Origin of the sequence: Neisseria sp. DTU_2020_1000833_1_SI_GRL_NUU_006, from assembly GCA_032388755.1 — a bacterium.
GTDB lineage: Bacteria > Pseudomonadota > Gammaproteobacteria > Burkholderiales > Neisseriaceae > Neisseria > Neisseria sicca_C.
Map to the genome: position 1 here is coordinate 577,098 of CP135593.1, position 18,505 is coordinate 595,602.

Sequence of the window (18,505 nt, forward strand, 5' to 3'; positions counted from 1 at the left end):
GCAAAGCGTCGGTAAAATTCAAAACCAGTTTTTCAGCCGGCGTTGCAAGGACGAAAAATAAGAACTGTATAAAAGCTAAGTACCAAAAAGGTCGTCTGAAAACCTTTAAATACAGGTTTTCAGACGACCTTTCATGTTTACAGCCTTACCGTAATGCTTTTACAGCTTTGCCAATGCCTGATTGAACGTTTCGCTCGGGCGCATGGCTTGCGCGGCTTTTGCAGCGTCGGGGGCGTAGTAGCCGCCGATATCGGCTGCTTTGCCTTGCGCGGCGGAAAGTTCGGCAACGATTTTCGCTTCGTCGGCGGTCAGGGTTTCTGCCAACGGCGCAAATACCGCTTTCAGTTCTGCGTCTTTATCCTGAGCTGCCAGTTCTTGCGCCCAGTAGAGGGTGAGGTAGAAATGGCTGCCGCGGTTGTCGAGTTCGCCTGCTTTGCGTTTGGGCGATTTGTCGTTCAACAGCAGTTTTTCGGTGGCGGCATCGAGCGTATCGGCGAGGACTTGGGCTTTGGTGTTGCCGGTTTTTTGCGCCAGATGTTCAAACGATACGGCGAGCGCGAGGAATTCGCCCAGCGAGTCCCAACGCAGGTGGTTTTCTTCGAGGAATTGTTGGACGTGTTTCGGTGCGGAGCCGCCCGCGCCGGTTTCAAACATACCGCCGCCGTTCATCAACGGAACGATGGACAGCATTTTCGCGCTGGTGCCGAGTTCCAAAATCGGGAAAAGGTCGGTCAGATAATCGCGCAAGACGTTGCCGGTTACAGAAATGGTGTCTTCGCCGTTTTTCAGACGACCCAAGCTGAACTTGGCGGCTTCTTCGGGAGCGAGGACGCGGATGTCGAGGCCGTCGGTATCCAGTTCGGCAAGATAGGATTTGACTTTGGCGAGCAGGCTTTTATCGTGCGGACGGTTTTCGTCGAGCCAGAACACGGCGGGCGTGTTACTCAGGCGGGCGCGGTTGACGGCGAGTTGTACCCAGTCTTTGACGGGGGCGTCTTTGGTTTGGCACATGCGCCAGATGTCGCCAGCTTCAACGTCGTGCTGCATCAGGACTTTGCCCGCCGCATCGATGACTTGAACTTGACCGTCGGCTTCGATTTCGAAGGTTTTATTGTGCGAGCCGTATTCTTCGGCTGCTTGCGCCATCAGACCGACGTTGGGCACGGTACCCATGGTTGTCGGATCGAACGCGCCGTGTTCGCGACAGAAGTCGATGGTTGCTTGATAAACGCCTGCGTAGCTGCTGTCGGGAATCACGGCTTTGGTGTCTTGCGCTTTGCCGTTTTTGTCCCACATGCGGCCGGAGTTGCGGATCATCGCGGGCATGGAGGCATCGACGATAACATCGCTGGGGACGTGCAGGTTGGTAATGCCTTTGTCGGAATCGACCATCGCCAAATCAGGGTTGGCGGCGTAAACGGCGGCGATTTCGGCTTCGACGGCAGCGCGGGTGTCCGCATCCAGTTTGTCCAGATTGGCAAGCAGGTTGCCGAAGCCGTTGTTGACGTTGACGCCGGCGGCAGCCAGTTTGTCGCCGAATTTTTCAAAGACGGGTGCGAAGAATACTTTGACGGCGTGTCCGAAGATAATCGGATCGGACACTTTCATCATGGTGGCTTTCATGTGCAGCGAGAACAATACGCCTTTTGCTTTCGCGTCTTGCACTTGTTCGGCAAGGAAAGCGAGCAGGGCTTTTTTGCTCATCACGGTCGCGTCGATGATTTCGCCGGCTTTCAGGGCGACGGGCTCGCGCAGCTCTTTTTTGTTGCCTTGTTTGTCGGTGAACACGATGGATACGGAAGTCGCATCGGGTACGGTAACGGATTGTTCGTTATGGAAAAAGTCGCCGCTTTGCATGGTGGCAACGTGGGTTTTGGAGTCTTTGGTCCATGCGCCCATGCTGTGCGGATTTTTTTTCGCAAAGTTTTTCACTGCTTTCGGCGCGCGGCGGTCGGAGTTGCCTTCGCGTAAAACGGGGTTGACCGCGCTGCCTTTGATGCGGTCGTAACGTTCGCGTACGGCTTTTTCTTCATCGGTTTGCGGGTCGGCAGGATAGTCGGGGACGGCAAAGCCTTTGGCCTGCAATTCTTTAATTGCGGCGGTCAGTTGCGGTACGGATGCGCTAATGTTCGGCAGTTTGATCACGTTGGCGTCTGGCTGTTTCACCAGTTCACCCAACTCGGCAAGCGCGTCGGGTACGCGCTGCGCTTCGGTCAGATATTCGGGGAACGCCGCCAGAATGCGGCCGGACAGGGAAATATCGCTGGTTTTGACTTCGATACCGGCATGACGGGTAAACGCCTGCACAATCGGCAGCAGGGATTGGGTCGCCAGCGCGGGGGCTTCGTCGGTATGGGTGTAGATAATGGTGGCTTTGCTAGTCATGGGATATTCTCTTGTAGGTTAGGTTTTTCTTTTCGAATGCGGCGCAAAAGCGCGCTGCGTGGCTATTATGGCATATTTCGGCAGGCTTGGGATATGGTTTTAATATGTTATCAATCAGTTTGCAAAAAGGCCGTCTGAAACGGCTTCGGTAGCGTTTTCAGACGACCTTTGGGGGGATTATAGGGAATATTTTTTCTTTAATGCACGGACGGCTTTCAATATTTCTGCATTGCTTTTCTTAATTTCTTCCTGAGCTTTATTTTGTTTTTCTCGAAAAGCCATTACACCCAATCGGTTTATTTCAGGATCTTTTTCTCCTTCACCCATCAAGGTTTTTTGATGTTTTATCAAATATTCCAAAACCTTACTTGCCAATATATTGATTTCGACCCTCCGGTTGACCACTGCTTTAATTTCAGGATCGCGGAAATCAGCATCCAAAAATCTTCCGGTAACTTTTTTCCACTCATCATCCAGCTTTTTTGCAGCTTCAAAAAATTCTGGAGAATGTGTCGAATTTTCTCCGGCCCGGTTAAATTCATCTTGTGCCGCCATCAATTCCGAATGAGACTGAAAAACGATTTCGAAAAATTTGACCAAATCCGCCCGTCCGTATGGCGATTTCACATTTGAAATAGGAATCGGCTCCAGCAGTTTCGGATCAGGCTCAGGAAAGTCGTTGATCATTTTGGCATACCCGGCGGGCAGCATGACCTTGCCTTTGGAAGACTGCACCGCAACGCGTTTTTCGGCAACGGGTTTGGCAGCGGCGCTTACGTTGACAGTCAATGCGGATGCGGTCAGCAACACTGAAGCGAAGCGGATGAAAGCAGTCATAAAGCTCCTTAAATATTGCGTTGATAATCTGTTAGTCCGACGGTGGTAAAAAAGGTTTCTTATTTTCAGACGACCTTCGGGGGCGATGTAAACTCCCATGTCAAACAAAAAAAGCCGTCTGAAATTTTCAGACGGCCTTTTTCATGATTGCTCATTTAAATTATGCATTGCCGCGTTTCGGATCGTTCGGGCGCAGTTGGGCGGCGAGTTTGTCGAGGATGCCGTTGACGAATTTGTGTCCGTCGGTGCCGCCGAAGGTTTTGGTCACTTCGATGGCTTCGTTGATGATGACGGGGTAGGGGGTTTCGGGCATCGCGCTCAATTCGTGACATGCCATCAGCAGAACGGCGCGTTCGATGGGGCTGAGGTCTTTTTCGTCGCGGTCGAGCAGGGGGCGGATTTGCTGGATGTATTCGGCGGCGTGGGTGTGCGTGCCGAAGAAGAGTTTGTTGAACAGCTCTTCGTCTGCTTTGGCAAAGTCGGGCTGGTCTTGGATATTTTTGGCGATTTCGGGGGCGGCGGTGTTGTTGATGCCGGCTTGGTAGAGGGCTTGTACGGCTAACTCGCGGGCGCGGCGGCGTGGGGTTTTCATGGGGATTCCTTCGTTGGCGGCACGGTAGGTGCGGTAATGAATGTTTGAGACGACCTCTGTCGGATGACGGGTCGTCTGAAAACGGTTTGTCCGGCAGATGGTGCGAAACCGGAATGCGGCAAAGCTAAGGGTTTCGCGTTCGGGCTTATTCTTCTTCGTCGTCAAACTGCTCTTCAATCAGGCGGTTGACGAGGTTGGCGCACTCGACGGCGACTTTGGCGGCGTCGGCGGCTTTTTCTTCAATGCGCGCGACGGCTTGTTCGTCGTTTTCGGTGGTCAGGATGGCGTTGGCGATGGGGATGTTGTAGTCGAGTCCGACACGGGTTACGCCTGAACCGGATTCGTTGGAAACGAGTTCGAAGTGGTAGGTTTCGCCGCGGATGACGACGCCGATGGCAATCAGCGCGTCGTATTGCTCGGAGGCTGCCATGTTTTGCAGGACGAGCGGCACTTCGAGCGCGCCGGGTACGGTGGCGATGGTGATGTTGTTGTCGGCTACGCCCAATTCTTGCAGGGTGCGGCAGCAGACTTTGAGCATTTCGCTGCCGATTTCGTTGGTAAAGCGGGCTTGTACGATGCCGATGCGTAGGTGTGCGCCGTCGAGGTTCGGGGCGATGATGTTCATGGTGTTTCCTTGTATTTTGAGCGGTAAACGGGTTTTCAGACGACGTTTGACTTTTCTGAAAACGATATTGGGGATTTATTCCTGCGGCTGCCAGTCGGCAACGGCTTGAAAATCGCCGTCTTCGCCGATTTCCCATGCGCTGCCTTCGGGTTGGGTTATCAGCTCGGCGATGGCGGGATTGGACTGGGTAATTTCGGAAAGGCTGACGACGCTGAAATTGTCGGGATCGTCGGTGTATTCGTCGGTCTCGTCGCCGCTGAAGAAACGCCAGCCGCTGTCGTTTTCGAAAACGGGGGCTTCGCGGTAGAGGAAGCCGACGGGTTCGCCTTGTTTGGCTACCGTATTGGTCACGATGCAGCGGTCGAGGGCGGCTGAGAGGGCTTGGGCAAATTTATTCATTGCGGTGTGTGCATGCCGTAAAAATTGTGCGGATTTTATCATGATTAGGGCAGCCTCTGCACCGTGTATCTTTATAGTGGATTAACTTTAAATCAGGACAAGGCGACGAAGCCGCAGACAGTACAGATAGTACGGCAAGGCGAGGTAACGCCGTACTGGTTTAAAGTTAATCCACTATATATTTGCCGCTTATGGTTTGATGGTACAATGCTGGTCGTCTGAAACGCGCTGAACTGTGTTTCAGACGACTGTTGCAGCCCTAAAGTGTTTCCGTATTTGCATGAAGTGCCGAAACGCATTCGGGTTGGTTTGGGAGGCTGGATTTTCGCCGCCTCTCGCCCGATACGCCGAAGCAAGAAGAAAGACAAACGTCCTCATGAAAACAGATGTGTTAAAACAGCAGGCGCATGCCGCCATTCAGAATAAACTGGGTTACCATTTCAAAGATACCGCGCTTTTGCAGCAGGCGCTGACCCACCGCAGCTACCATGCGAAAAACAACGAGCGTTTCGAGTTCGTCGGCGATTCGATTTTGAACTACACCGTCGCCAAAATGTTGTTTGACGCGTTCCCCAAGCTGACCGAAGGCGAATTGTCGCGTTTGCGCGCGAGCTTGGTCAATGAAGGCGTGTTGGCGGAAATCGCTTTGGAAATGAATGTCGGCGACGGGCTTTATTTGGGCGCGGGCGAATTGAAAAGCGGCGGATTCAGACGACCCTCCATCCTTGCCGATGCTATGGAAGCGATGTTTGCCGCCGTCAGCTTTGATGCGGATTTCGCCGAGGCGGAGAAAGTGGTGCGGCACTTGTTTGCCGAACGCGTCAAACGCGCCGATTTCAAAACGCAGGGCAAAGACAATAAAACCGCCCTGCAAGAAGCCCTCCAAGCCCGCCGCCTTGCCCTGCCCAAATACCGCATCGAAGAACAAATCGGACATGCCAACGACAGTATGTTTTTGATTTCATGCGACTTGGGCGAACTCGGCTTCATCTGCAAAGCACAAGGCAGCAGCCGCAAAGTTGCCGAGCAGCAAGCCGCCAAAGAAGCGCTGCAATGGCTCGAGCAACATCATCCTTTGAAAAAAGCGAAAAAATAGCCGATTTATTTTTCAGACGACCTAGGGTCTGACGACATTCAATAGTTTCCGTGCTTTTTATCCCTAAAGCGGCATCTTCCGCCTTAAATCTTCCGCTTTGTGAACAAAAATCCACTTGGAAAATTAAATCTCGACAGCCCCTATGACAAGACGAAAAGGTCGTCTGAAACTTCAAACAGAAAGCCATCATGGACATCGAAACCTTCCTGCAAAACGAATCTAGCCATCCCGCCGACTACCGTTGCGGCTTCGTCGCCATCGTCGGTAGACCCAACGTCGGCAAATCCACGCTGATGAACCACCTCATCGGGCAAAAAATCAGCATCACCAGTAAAAAAGCCCAAACCACGCGCAACCGCGTTACCGGCATTTACACCGACGACACCGCCCAATTCGTTTTCGTTGATACCCCCGGTTTCCAAACCAAACACCGCAACGCCCTGAACGACCGCCTCAATCAAAACGTAACCGAAGCGTTGAGCGGCGTCGATGCCGTCGTTTTCGTCGTCGAAGCCATGCGCTTTACCGATGCCGACCGCATCGTGATGAAACAATTGCCGACAAACACACCCGTCATCCTCGTCATCAACAAAATCGACAAAAACAAAGCGGGCAGCAGCGGTTTGCAGGAATTTATCGACCAAATCAGCGCAGAATTCAAATTTGCAGGGCATGAAACCGTCAGCGCCAAACACGGATTGGGCATCGCCAACCTGCTCGCGCGCCTCAGACCTTACCTTCCCCAAAGCGTGCCGATGTATCCGGAAGAAATGGTGACCGACCGTTCCAGCCGTTTCCTCGCCACCGAAATCGTGCGCGAAAAACTGTTCCGCTACCTCGGCGAAGAGCTGCCCTACGCCATGAACGTGGAAATCGAACAATTCGAAGAAGAGGAAAACGGACTCTACCGAATTTACATCGCCGTATTGGTCGATAAAGACAGCCAAAAAGCCATCTTAATCGGCAAAGATGGGGAAAAATTGAAAAAAATCTCCACCGAAGCCCGCCTCGATATGGAAAAACTGTTTGATACTAAAGTGTTTTTAAAGGTTTGGGTCAAGGTCAAATCAGGCTGGGCGGACGACGTGCGCTTCCTCAGGGAATTGGGTTTGTAGGTCGTCTGAAAATACTGTAATTAATTGTTTACACTGGATTGAGTTTATGTCTGTCTATACTAATATTTCTGATGAGCAAATACGGGAGTTTTTGTCAGATTATGATCTGGGGGAATTTGTTTCCCTGCAAGGCATTGCACAGGGAATTACCAACAGTAATTACTTTTTGAATACTTCTAAAGGCAGCTATGTTTTAACTGTATTTGAAGTGTTGCGTCAGGATGAATTGCCATTTTTCTTGAATTTGAACAAGCATTTGAGTAGTAAAAGCGTAGCTTGTCCAAGTCCGATTGTACGAAAAGATGGAAAGCTGGATTCGGTATTGGCAGGTAAACCGGCTTGCGTCGTTACCAGATTAAATGGTGCGGATACCGCATGGGCGACCGAGGCGCAGTGTTTTAACACGGGAGCAATGTTGGCCAAAATGCATTTGGCGGTTCAAGATTTTCCCGAAAAAATGGAAAATCCCCGATATAACACATGGTGGAAGCAAGCTTATGAACAATTATTGCCACAGTTGAATGAGGCTGATGCCCAGTTGCTGGGTAAGGAAATTTCGGATTTGGAAAACAATCTCGGCGGTCATTTGCCATCCGGCATCATTCATGCCGATTTATTTAAAGACAACGTTTTGTTGGATGGGGAAAATGTGGCTGGGTTCATCGATTTCTATTATGCATGTAATGGAAATTTCATGTATGACTTGGCAATCGCAGTAAATGATTGGTCGAGAACTTCTGATAACAAGTTGGATGCGAAGTTATGCAAAGCGTTTATTGACGGTTATGAAAACATTCGTCCGCTATCTGATGCGGAGAAGGAATATTTTCCTGTGGCGCAGCGGGCTGGGTGCGTACGCTTTTGGGTATCAAGACTGCTAGATTTTCATTTTCCCCAAGAGGGTGAGATGACTTTTATCAAAGACCCAAATGTTTTTAGGGATTTGTTATTAAGTCTGAACTGAATTTGGATATGTTGTAGTGATTTCAAAGGTCGTCTGAAAAAGATTTCAGACGACCTTTGGTGTTATTAGGTGTTGGGAGTTGAGTTTCTGTTTGTTGATGTGTGAATTGAATTGTTTTGGGCTGTTTGGGTTTGGATTGATGGTGTTTTGAAAGTTCTGAAATAGTGTCTGAAATAAAAGTTGTTGAATTTCAGGTTGTTGTCGGGTTTTGTAGAATTTTTTATTGTTTAGGAGTTGACGGTTTTTGAGGGGAGGGGTATAGTTCGGTTCTTCGCTGCTTCGGCGGTGATTGAACGAACAGGCAAGTATATCACAGTTGGTCTGATTTTTCGAGGTTTTAAGAAAAGTTTTGATTGACAATGAGATGAAATGCTTTATAATTCGTTTTCGCTCTTTAACAAAACAGATTACCGATAAGTGTGAGTGCGACAGCCTCACACTGTTTGAAAGACAGACAAGATGATGTTTTAGACATTGTCCTGTCGGTTTCTTTGAAGCAGACCAGAAGTTAAAAAGTTAGAGATTGAACATAAGAGTTTGATCCTGGCTCAGATTGAACGCTGGCGGCATGCTTTACACATGCAAGTCGGACGGCAGCACAGAGAAGCTTGCTTCTTGGGTGGCGAGTGGCGAACGGGTGAGTAACATATCGGAACGTACCGAGCAGTGGGGGATAACTAATCGAAAGATTAGCTAATACCGCATATATTCTGAGGAAGAAAGCAGGGGACCATTTGGCCTTGCGCTGTTTGAGCGGCCGATATCTGATTAGCTGGTTGGTGGGGTAAAGGCCTACCAAGGCGACGATCAGTAGCGGGTCTGAGAGGATGATCCGCCACACTGGGACTGAGACACGGCCCAGACTCCTACGGGAGGCAGCAGTGGGGAATTTTGGACAATGGGCGCAAGCCTGATCCAGCCATGCCGCGTGTCTGAAGAAGGCCTTCGGGTTGTAAAGGACTTTTGTCAGGGAAGAAAAGGGCGGGGTTAATACCCCTGTCTGATGACGGTACCTGAAGAATAAGCACCGGCTAACTACGTGCCAGCAGCCGCGGTAATACGTAGGGTGCGAGCGTTAATCGGAATTACTGGGCGTAAAGCGGGCGCAGACGGTTACTTAAGCAGGATGTGAAATCCCCGGGCTCAACCTGGGAACTGCGTTCTGAACTGGGTGACTAGAGTGTGTCAGAGGGAGGTAGAATTCCACGTGTAGCAGTGAAATGCGTAGAGATGTGGAGGAATACCGATGGCGAAGGCAGCCTCCTGGGATAACACTGACGTTCATGCCCGAAAGCGTGGGTAGCAAACAGGATTAGATACCCTGGTAGTCCACGCCCTAAACGATGTCGATTAGCTGTTGGGCAGCATGACTGCTTAGTAGCGAAGCTAACGCGTGAAATCGACCGCCTGGGGAGTACGGTCGCAAGATTAAAACTCAAAGGAATTGACGGGGACCCGCACAAGCGGTGGATGATGTGGATTAATTCGATGCAACGCGAAGAACCTTACCTGGTCTTGACATGTACGGAACCCTCCAGAGACGGAGGGGTGCCTTCGGGAGCCGTAACACAGGTGCTGCATGGCTGTCGTCAGCTCGTGTCGTGAGATGTTGGGTTAAGTCCCGCAACGAGCGCAACCCTTGTCATTAGTTGCCATCATTAAGTTGGGCACTCTAATGAGACTGCCGGTGACAAGCCGGAGGAAGGTGGGGATGACGTCAAGTCCTCATGGCCCTTATGACCAGGGCTTCACACGTCATACAATGGTCGGTACAGAGGGTAGCCAAGCCGCGAGGCGGAGCCAATCTCACAAAACCGATCGTAGTCCGGATTGCACTCTGCAACTCGAGTGCATGAAGTCGGAATCGCTAGTAATCGCAGGTCAGCATACTGCGGTGAATACGTTCCCGGGTCTTGTACACACCGCCCGTCACACCATGGGAGTGGGGGATACCAGAAGTAGGTAGGGTAACCGCAAGGAGCCCGCTTACCACGGTATGCTTCATGACTGGGGTGAAGTCGTAACAAGGTAGCCGTAGGGGAACCTGCGGCTGGATCACCTCCTTTCTAGAGAAAGAAGAGGCTGTCGCATTCACACTTATCGGTAAACTGTAGAAGATGCGGAAAAATGCTTGAGTGAAGACAAGGTTCGCTTAAGAAGAGAATCCGGGTTTGTAGCTCAGCTGGTTAGAGCACACGCTTGATAAGCGTGGGGTCGGAGGTTCAAGTCCTCCCAGACCCACCAAGAACGGGGGCATAGCTCAGTTGGTAGAGCACCTGCTTTGCAAGCAGGGGGTCATCGGTTCGATCCCGTTTGCCTCCACCAATACTTTCCAAATCAAAGCGAGTTAAAAAGGCAGTGTAACTGCTTTCTTTTTTTCTAAAGAGAAGTCTGCTGACGAATCAGTTTGACGGAAAAAGAAAGGCTGCTATAATAATCAGCTCATTTTGATTTGCGAAGTAAATAGCAATATTGAACGCATCGATCTTTAACAAATTGGAAAGCCGAAATCAACAAACAAAGACAATGTGTCTGTTTTTGATGATTGGCCGATTGCAAACGGTCAGTTGTCTCCCGAACAGGAAAAGAAAAACAGGTACAGTATTTGGGTGATGATTGTATCGACTTAATCCCGAAAGACAAAAGGCGGGATTAAGACACAACAAGCAGTAAGCTTTATCAGAGTAGGAAATTCAAGTTTGATGTTCTAGTCAACGGAATGTCAGGCAAAGTCAGAGAAGTTCTTGAAATGATAGAGTCAAGTGAATAAGTGCATCAGGTGGATGCCTTGGCGATGATAGGCGATGAAGGACGTGTAAGCCTGCGAAAAGCGTGGGGGAGCTGGCAATAAAGCTATGATCCCGCGATGTCCGAATGGGGAAACCCACTGCATTCTGTGCAGTATCCTAAGTTGAATACATAGACTTAGAGAAGCGAACCCGGAGAACTGAACCATCTAAGTACCCGGAGGAAAAGAAATCAACCGAGATTCCGCAAGTAGTGGCGAGCGAACGCGGAGGAGCCTGTACGTAATAACTGTCGAGATAGAAGAACAAGCTGGGAAGCTTGACCATAGTGGGTGATAGTCCCGTATTCGAAATCTCAACGGTGGTACTAAGCGTACGAAAAGTAGGGCGGGACACGTGAAATCCTGTCTGAATATGGGGGGACCATCCTCCAAGGCTAAATACTCATCATCGACCGATAGTGAACCAGTACCGTGAGGGAAAGGCGAAAAGAACCCCGGGAGGGGAGTGAAATAGAACCTGAAACCTGATGCATACAAACAGTGGGAGCGCCCTTGTGGTGTGACTGCGTACCTTTTGTATAATGGGTCAACGACTTACATTCAGTAGCGAGCTTAACCGAATAGGGGAGGCGTAGGGAAACCGAGTCTTAATAGGGCGAAGAGTTGCTGGGTGTAGACCCGAAACCGAGTGATCTATCCATGGCCAGGTTGAAGGTGCCGTAACAGGTACTGGAGGACCGAACCCACGCATGTTGCAAAATGCGGGGATGAGCTGTGGATAGGGGTGAAAGGCTAAACAAACTCGGAGATAGCTGGTTCTCCCCGAAAACTATTTAGGTAGTGCCTCGAGCAAGACACTGATGGGGGTAAAGCACTGTTATGGCTAGGGGGTTATTGCAACTTACCAACCCATGGCAAACTAAGAATACCATCAAGTGGTTTCTCGGGAGACAGACAGCGGGTGCTAACGTCCGTTGTCAAGAGGGAAACAACCCAGACCGCCAGCTAAGGTCCCAAATGATAGATTAAGTGGTAAACGAAGTGGGAAGGCCCAGACAGCCAGGATGTTGGCTTAGAAGCAGCCATCATTTAAAGAAAGCGTAATAGCTCACTGGTCGAGTCGTCCTGCGCGGAAGATGTAACGGGGCTCAAATCTATAACCGAAGCTGCGGATGCCAGTTTACTGGCATGGTAGGGGAGCGTTCTGTAGGCCGATGAAGGTGCATTGTAAAGTGTGCTGGAGGTATCAGAAGTGCGAATGTTGACATGAGTAGCGATAAAGCGGGTGAAAAGCCCGCTCGCCGAAAGCCCAAGGTTTCCTACGCAACGTTCATCGGCGTAGGGTGAGTCGGCCCCTAAGGCGAGGCAGAAATGCGTAGTCGATGGGAAACAGGTTAATATTCCTGTACTTGATTCAAATGCGATGTGGGGACGGAGAAGGTTAGGTTAGCAAGCTGTTGGAATAGCTTGTTTAAGCCGGTAGGTGGAAGACTTAGGCAAATCCGGGTCTTCTTAACACCGAGAAGTGACGACGAGTGTCTACGGACATGAAGTAACCGATACCACGCTTCCAGGAAAAGCCACTAAGCTTCAGTTTGAATCGAACCGTACCGCAAACCGACACAGGTGGGCAGGATGAGAATTCTAAGGCGCTTGAGAGAACTCGGGAGAAGGAACTCGGCAAATTGATACCGTAACTTCGGGAGAAGGTATGCCCTCTAAGGTTAAGGACTTGCTCCGTAAGCCTCGGAGGGTCGCAGAGAATAGGTGGCTGCGACTGTTTATTAAAAACACAGCACTCTGCTAACACGAAAGTGGACGTATAGGGTGTGACGCCTGCCCGGTGCTGGAAGGTTAATTGAAGATGTGAGAGCATCGGATCGAAGCCCCAGTAAACGGCGGCCGTAACTATAACGGTCCTAAGGTAGCGAAATTCCTTGTCGGGTAAGTTCCGACCCGCACGAATGGCGTAACGATGGCCACACTGTCTCCTCCCGAGACTCAGCGAAGTTGAAGTGGTTGTGAAGATGCAATCTACCCGCTGCTAGACGGAAAGACCCCGTGAACCTTTACTGTAGCTTTGCATTGGACTTTGAAGTCACTTGTGTAGGATAGGTGGGAGGCTTAGAAGCAGAGACGCCAGTCTCTGTGGAGCCGTCCTTGAAATACCACCCTGGTGTCTTTGAGGTTCTAACCCAGACCCGTAATCCGGGTCGGGGACCGTGCATGGTAGGCAGTTTGACTGGGGCGGTCTCCTCCCAAAGAGTAACGGAGGAGTTCGAAGGTTACCTAGGTCCGGTCGGAAATCGGACTGATAGTGCAATGGCAAAAGGTAGCTTAACTGCGAGACCGACAAGTCGAGCAGGTGCGAAAGCAGGACATAGTGATCCGGTGGTTCTGTATGGAAGGGCCATCGCTCAACGGATAAAAGGTACTCCGGGGATAACAGGCTGATTCCGCCCAAGAGTTCATATCGACGGCGGAGTTTGGCACCTCGATGTCGGCTCATCACATCCTGGGGCTGTAGTCGGTCCCAAGGGTATGGCTGTTCGCCATTTAAAGTGGTACGTGAGCTGGGTTTAAAACGTCGTGAGACAGTTTGGTCCCTATCTGCAGTGGGCGTTGGAAGTTTGACGGGGGCTGCTCCTAGTACGAGAGGACCGGAGTGGACGAACCTCTGGTGTACCGGTTGTAACGCCAGTTGCATAGCCGGGTAGCTAAGTTCGGAAGAGATAAGCGCTGAAAGCATCTAAGCGCGAAACTCGCCTGAAGATGAGACTTCCCTTGCGGTTTGACCGCACTAAAGAGTCGTTCGAGACCAGGACGTTGATAGGTGGGGTGTGGAAGCGCGGTAACGCGTGAAGCTGACCCATACTAATTGCTCGTGAGGCTTGACTCTATCATTTGAAGAACTTCAAATAAAAAGCTTACTGACTGATTCAGTCATCACCGGATATATTGATTGAGGCTTTGCCGATTTGTACAGTTTAAGTTTGGCGGCCATAGCGAGTTGGTCCCACGCCTTCCCATCCCGAACAGGACCGTGAAACGACTCAGCGCCGATGATAGTGTGGTTCTTCCATGCGAAAGTAGGTCACTGCCAAACACCTATCCTAAGCCCCCGACAGATGTCGGGGGCTTTTACTTTGTATCGTTGACGGGTTTGGCGAACCGGACATCCCTGCCTTGTATGGCGGCGGTGGGCAAAATGGGGTGATACGCCGAATGCTCCGGTTGCAGAAGGATGGACGCTTGATGATGCGGGCGGGTACGCTCCGAAATTGAGGCGGGCTAGCAGATGTTGCGGAATCAATACATTTGGAGATAGTAAGGTTGGAAATATTTAAAATTGTTTGAGTTGAAATAATGGAAAGGATATGATAATAAGATATACAGTGGTAACGCATTCCGGGCGTTGCCGTCCATATTAACGAAACGATAGGAAAACGTCCTTATGAAAAAATTCCTCTTTGCCGCACTCTCCGTTTTGACCGCCTCGCTGTCGCTGGCAGCCGTCAACATCAACACCGCTTCCCCGTCCGAATTGGAAGCCCTGCCCGGCATCGGTCCGGCCAAAGCGAAAGCCATTGCGGACTACCGCCAGCAGCACGGTGGCTTCAAATCGGTGGAGGAGCTCAAAAACGTCAAAGGCATCGGCGAGGGCATCTTCTCCAAACTGAAGGCCGAAGCAACCGTCGCGCCCGCACCCGCAAACCCAAAAGCTAAAAACGCCGTCCCGGCACCTAAAAAATAAACCCGAGTGCCCCTCTAGAACAGGAATATGCGTAGTAAATTGGGTAATGAAAAGGCCGTCCGAATGCAGACTGGAGTTGGACGGTCTTCGTGCCTATAAAAATTATTGAAACTGCCTGCTCTGTTCGCGGACAATGCTAACCGCGTCTCCGCCAAATATCGCGTTCACGTTCATTGCTGTGGATAGCGGTCAGGGGAGGTAGGGGTAGAGAGCTTTTGAGGGGGAAGAGAAGATCAAAAAGGCTAAGAAGAGACCAAAAGAGAATAGATACGATCTTGTAAATGTTTCGAGTTGCAAATCGGTTTTAGATGGACTTAGACCTTTGCAAAATTCCTACTAAGACATTTAGGGGATGTCTCATGAATACCTTCTTCCAAAAAACTGCACGGGCCATGATAGCAAACACATTGACTGCTTACCCACTATTGAAGTTGGATTAGGTAATTGATTGACACTCGATCGAGCATACCTGAATCGTCAAAGAACCGGTACCACCGTGACCTTCCCGCTATCTCCTGTTGTCCATGTTCAAAGCTGTCTTGCTCGGCCAGTGGCACAACCTTTCCGAACCCGAACACAGCCTCGTCACCCGCATCGATTTCAACCTGTTTTGTCGTTTTGATGAACTGAACATTTCAGATTACAGCACCTTATGCCGCTATCGCAACTGGCGAGTGCAAGGCAACACCTTTTCCGAATTGCTGGAACTTATTAAACGACAATTGACCGAAAAGGTCTAAAAGTAGAGAAACTATCCGCAGCACTACTATTGGCAGTAAACAGAACCAGACCGAAGAGGCGGATGAGGAAAAACATGTCAGTGGCCAAACCACACCAAGCAAGACCCAAAATGCCTGCCGAACAAAGAAAAACAGCCTTTACAAAATCGGTTAAAAAATATACTTACACTGATGCGCAAAATTATATCGAGAAACTGAACACCTCTCCCGCCAATAGCTATGATTGCAACAACTATCTGTTCCCTTTGCCCGAAGGTCTGGTCGAAGGTGCGGCCATCTATACCGACAAAGGCTACGCAGCAAGGTAAACCGGCAACATTTGGAAGATTATCGGGTGTCGACGGCATTATGTGCAAAGATCACCGCAGCCGCCCGCTGACGTAAGCTCAAATGAAGCGTAAACGATGTTTGTCGAAAACCCGTTATGTGGTCGAAAAAAACTTCGGTACGCTAAACCGTAAATATCGATCTCGCTACGCTCTAGCAGCACAGACTATTTCAGGCTGCTCAAAGTGAATGCGCAAAGCCATCTAAGAGCGGCATATTTGAATCTGTTGAAAGTGGATAACAGGCTAGGAATGTTTGTTGGAAATTAAAAGGTGGCTCGAATACCCGATTAACCAGTATTCGAGTATAAAAAAAGAAATTTAGCAGAGAAAGAGCTTAAAATCCTTGTTTGGATTTCGGCTTTCGGGAATAAGAATTTTGTAAAGTTCTCTGCTTGTCTTCATTACGTCAATTAGAAAGGTCGTCTGAAAACCTGATTCGGTTTTCAGACGACCTTTTTTTCAGACGGCCTTGGATTCGGATTTCAAGTGCAACACCAGGGTACCGGTGGCTGGAACAGATTCAAGAATAAAACACTTGGCGTTTCGCAGCCAAGTGTTTTTCTCGGCCGGTGGTTCAACTCATCTTGAACCCTGCGTATCTCCCGATCGCTGATGTTTCGGAAATCGGTTTGTTTGGGGAAATATTGCCGGATGAGTCCGTTGGTGTTCTCATTCAGCCCTTTCTCCCACGAATGGTAAGGGCGGCAAAAATAGGTTTCTGCCTTTAATGCTTTGGCTATTTTGGTGTGTTGGTAGAACTCTTTGCCGTTATCCATGGTGATGGTGTGGACTCTGGCTTTATATGCCTTTAATACCCTAATGGCCGCCCGGGCAGTGTCTTCGGCTTTTAAGTTCTTTAATTTGCAGATGATGGTGTAGCGGGTAACGCGTTCGACCAAGGTCAATAACGCGCCTTTCTGATTTTTGCCGACGATGGTGTCGGCCTCCCAATCGCCGATGCGGGTTTTCCGGTCGACGATGGCAGGTCGGTTTTCTATGCCGACGCGGTCGGGCACTTTGCCTCCGGTCCATATGCTGCCGTAGCGTTTGCGGTAGGGTTTGCTGCATATTCTGAGATGTTGCCACAAAGTGCCGCCGTTGCTTTTGTCTTGGCGAAGGTAGCGGTAAACGGTGCTGTGATGGAGTGTGATCCCGTGGTGTTTATGCAGATAGGCGCATACTTGTTCGGGACTGAGTTTGCGGCGGATAAGGGTGTCGATGTGTTGAACCAGCTGCGAATCGGGCTTATAGGGTTTTCGCCGGTGCTGTTTGGTCAGCCGGCTTTGCTTCTGTGCTTTTTCGGCGCTGTATTGCTGTCCTTGGATGCAGTGCCGCTTGATTTCGCGGCTGATGGTGCTTTTGTGGCGGTTAAGTTGTTTGGCGATTTCGGCGATGGTGCAGTGGCGGGACAGGTATTGGATATGGTATCGTTCGTCTTGGGTCAGTTGTGTGTAGCTCATGGCAATCTTTCTTGCAGGAAAGGCCGTATGCTACCGCATACTGGCCTTTTTCTGTTATGGAAAGTTGCACTTCAAATGCGAATCCGCCCACCTTTTCGTTCATATCGATTCAAGCATCTTCTTTAATCAGTGATTTGGACAATTCCTCCAACGGCACGCCTTTGGTTTCGGGCATCATCGTCATTACGAAGAAAAGCTGCAACACCATCATCGCCGTGAAGCAGACGAACACCCAACCCGCCCCAATGCTGCCGAACAGGAACGGAATAGCAGCAGGAATGGAGGCGGCAAGCACCCAGTGGGTCGAGCTGCCCAACGCCTGACCTTGTGCACGCAGGTGGCTGGGGAAAATTTCGGAGATAAACACCCAAATCACCGTACCCTGACCGATGGCGTGTGCGGCGATAAAGAGGAAGAAAAAGAGCGGAACCGCCATGCCTTTCCAGCCGAGGAAGAAGGCAAGCGACACCAAACCGAGCGAAATGATGTAGCCGAACGAGCCGATATACATCAGTTGGCGGCGGCCGAATTTATCGATTAATGCCAAGCCGACGAAAGTGAAAATCAGGTTGACCAAACCCACGCCCACGCTGCCGCCCAAGGCCGCGCTTTTTTCCAAACCGGCGATTTCAAAAATACGCGGTGCGTAGTAGAGGAAGGCGTTGATGCCCGACATTTGGTTGAAAAACGCAATCAGGAATGCCAGTAAAACAGGCAGGCGGTATTTTTTCAGCCACAGGCTTTCTTTTTTACCGCTGTCTTCGCGGGTGGAGGCGACCAATTCTTCAATGTCCGCATCAGGATTGACCAAGGCAAGCACTTTGCGCGCTTCGTCGATACGCCCTTTCATCACCAACCAGCGCGGCGAAAGCGGAATGCTCAACACCATGACGGTATAAATCAAGGCAGGGACGACTTGTACTCCCAGCATCCAACGCCAAGTGTTCTCGCCCAAATTCAGACCGGAGAAAATATAGTTGGAAAGATAGGCAATCAGGATACCGAAGACGATGTTGAATTGATACATCGCCACCAAGCGTCCGCGTTTTTCGGCAGGCGCGATTTCGGTAACGTAGGCAGGCGCGGCAATGGTCGATGCGCCGATGCCCAAGCCTCCGATGAAGCGGAAGAAGGCGAAGGAATAAGGGTCGTTGACCAAGGCAGAACCGAGCGCGCCGACGACATACAACGCGCCGATGACAACCAGCGTTTTTTTACGCCCGAATTTATCGGTCGGTATGCTGCCAAAGAGCGCACCGATGACCGTCCCCCAAAGCGCAGATGACATAACGACCAAGCCGTGGAACCAATCCGGGCTTTTCCACAATTCCTGCAATGCCTGATCGGCACCGGAAATCACGACGGTATCGAAACCGAACAGAAAACCCGCCAGCGCGACCGTAATGGACCATCTGAGAAGTTTTGACTGATTCATGAAGCGTCCTCACTTGATTGACAGT

At 50.4% G+C, this 18,505-nt stretch carries 11 protein-coding genes, 2 tRNA genes, 3 rRNA genes and 2 pseudogenes; 11 read left to right on the forward strand and 7 right to left on the reverse strand.

All coding sequences use genetic code 11. The features are described from left to right. Positions 1 to 159 precede the first annotated feature (159 nt). The 5 genes from RSJ68_02680 to RSJ68_02700 form a co-directional block, all read right to left on the reverse strand. On the reverse strand, positions 160 to 2,385 hold the full coding sequence (locus tag RSJ68_02680) for an NADP-dependent isocitrate dehydrogenase (protein ID WNU97675.1): 2,226 nt from the start codon (positions 2,383 to 2,385) through the stop codon (positions 160 to 162). A 177-nt stretch (positions 2,386 to 2,562) separates the two neighbouring features. Beyond that, on the reverse strand, positions 2,563 to 3,222 hold the full coding sequence (locus tag RSJ68_02685) for a hypothetical protein (protein ID WNU97676.1): 660 nt from the start codon (positions 3,220 to 3,222) through the stop codon (positions 2,563 to 2,565). 160 nt (positions 3,223 to 3,382) lie between these two features. Beyond that, positions 3,383 to 3,814, reverse strand: a complete 432-nt coding sequence (gene nusB, locus RSJ68_02690) for a transcription antitermination factor NusB (GenBank protein ID WNU97677.1) — start codon at positions 3,812 to 3,814, stop codon at positions 3,383 to 3,385. A 145-nt stretch (positions 3,815 to 3,959) separates the two neighbouring features. Beyond that, complete coding sequence (gene ribH, locus RSJ68_02695) at positions 3,960 to 4,439, reverse strand: 6,7-dimethyl-8-ribityllumazine synthase (GenBank protein ID WNU97678.1); 480 nt, start codon at positions 4,437 to 4,439, stop codon at positions 3,960 to 3,962. A 75-nt stretch (positions 4,440 to 4,514) separates the two neighbouring features. Continuing rightward, positions 4,515 to 4,838: a DUF2185 domain-containing protein gene (locus RSJ68_02700; protein ID WNU97679.1), complete on the reverse strand. Its 324-nt coding sequence runs from the start codon at positions 4,836 to 4,838 to the stop codon at positions 4,515 to 4,517. A 72-nt stretch (positions 4,839 to 4,910) separates the two neighbouring features. On the opposite strand from RSJ68_02700, the pseudogene RSJ68_02705 reads away from it, so the two are divergent. The 11 genes and pseudogenes from RSJ68_02705 (at position 4,911) to RSJ68_02755 (ending at position 15,852) form a co-directional block, all read left to right on the forward strand. Then, positions 4,911 to 5,021 (forward strand): annotated as a pseudogene (locus RSJ68_02705) (IS5/IS1182 family transposase). A 193-nt stretch (positions 5,022 to 5,214) separates the two neighbouring features. Beyond that, positions 5,215 to 5,934, forward strand: coding sequence for a ribonuclease III (gene rnc, locus RSJ68_02710; protein WNU97680.1), 720 nt, complete (start codon positions 5,215 to 5,217; stop codon positions 5,932 to 5,934). 188 nt (positions 5,935 to 6,122) lie between these two features. Beyond that, positions 6,123 to 7,049 carry a GTPase Era gene (era, locus tag RSJ68_02715; GenBank protein ID WNU97681.1) on the forward strand — a complete coding sequence of 309 codons (927 nt, stop codon included), beginning with the start codon at positions 6,123 to 6,125 and terminating at the stop codon, positions 7,047 to 7,049. Positions 7,050 to 7,095: 46 nt separating this feature from the next. Continuing rightward, positions 7,096 to 8,013: a homoserine kinase gene (gene thrB, locus RSJ68_02720; protein WNU97682.1), complete on the forward strand. Its 918-nt coding sequence runs from the start codon at positions 7,096 to 7,098 to the stop codon at positions 8,011 to 8,013. A 525-nt stretch (positions 8,014 to 8,538) separates the two neighbouring features. Continuing rightward, positions 8,539 to 10,079 (forward strand): 16S ribosomal RNA (locus RSJ68_02725). A 101-nt stretch (positions 10,080 to 10,180) separates the two neighbouring features. Next, positions 10,181 to 10,257: transfer RNA gene (locus RSJ68_02730), tRNA-Ile, on the forward strand. 5 nt (positions 10,258 to 10,262) lie between these two features. Next, a tRNA-Ala gene (locus RSJ68_02735) sits at positions 10,263 to 10,338 on the forward strand. A 431-nt stretch (positions 10,339 to 10,769) separates the two neighbouring features. Beyond that, positions 10,770 to 13,661, forward strand: a 23S ribosomal RNA gene (locus RSJ68_02740). Positions 13,662 to 13,754: 93 nt separating this feature from the next. Beyond that, positions 13,755 to 13,868, forward strand: a 5S ribosomal RNA gene (gene rrf / locus RSJ68_02745). Together the 16S, 23S and 5S rRNA genes with 2 tRNA genes alongside form the textbook arrangement of a ribosomal RNA operon. 348 nt (positions 13,869 to 14,216) lie before the next feature. Next, positions 14,217 to 14,516: a helix-hairpin-helix domain-containing protein gene (locus RSJ68_02750; GenBank protein ID WNU97683.1), complete on the forward strand. Its 300-nt coding sequence runs from the start codon at positions 14,217 to 14,219 to the stop codon at positions 14,514 to 14,516. A 443-nt stretch (positions 14,517 to 14,959) separates the two neighbouring features. Continuing rightward, positions 14,960 to 15,852 (forward strand): annotated as a pseudogene (locus tag RSJ68_02755) (transposase). A 215-nt stretch (positions 15,853 to 16,067) separates the two neighbouring features. On the opposite strand, the gene RSJ68_02760 reads toward RSJ68_02755, so the two are convergent. Next, on the reverse strand, positions 16,068 to 17,045 hold the full coding sequence (locus RSJ68_02760; protein ID WNU97684.1) for an IS30 family transposase: 978 nt from the start codon (positions 17,043 to 17,045) through the stop codon (positions 16,068 to 16,070). Between the two features lie 109 nt (positions 17,046 to 17,154). After that, complete coding sequence (locus RSJ68_02765; protein ID WNU97685.1) at positions 17,155 to 18,480, reverse strand: sugar porter family MFS transporter; 1,326 nt, start codon at positions 18,478 to 18,480, stop codon at positions 17,155 to 17,157. Positions 18,481 to 18,505: the final 25 nt, after the last annotated feature.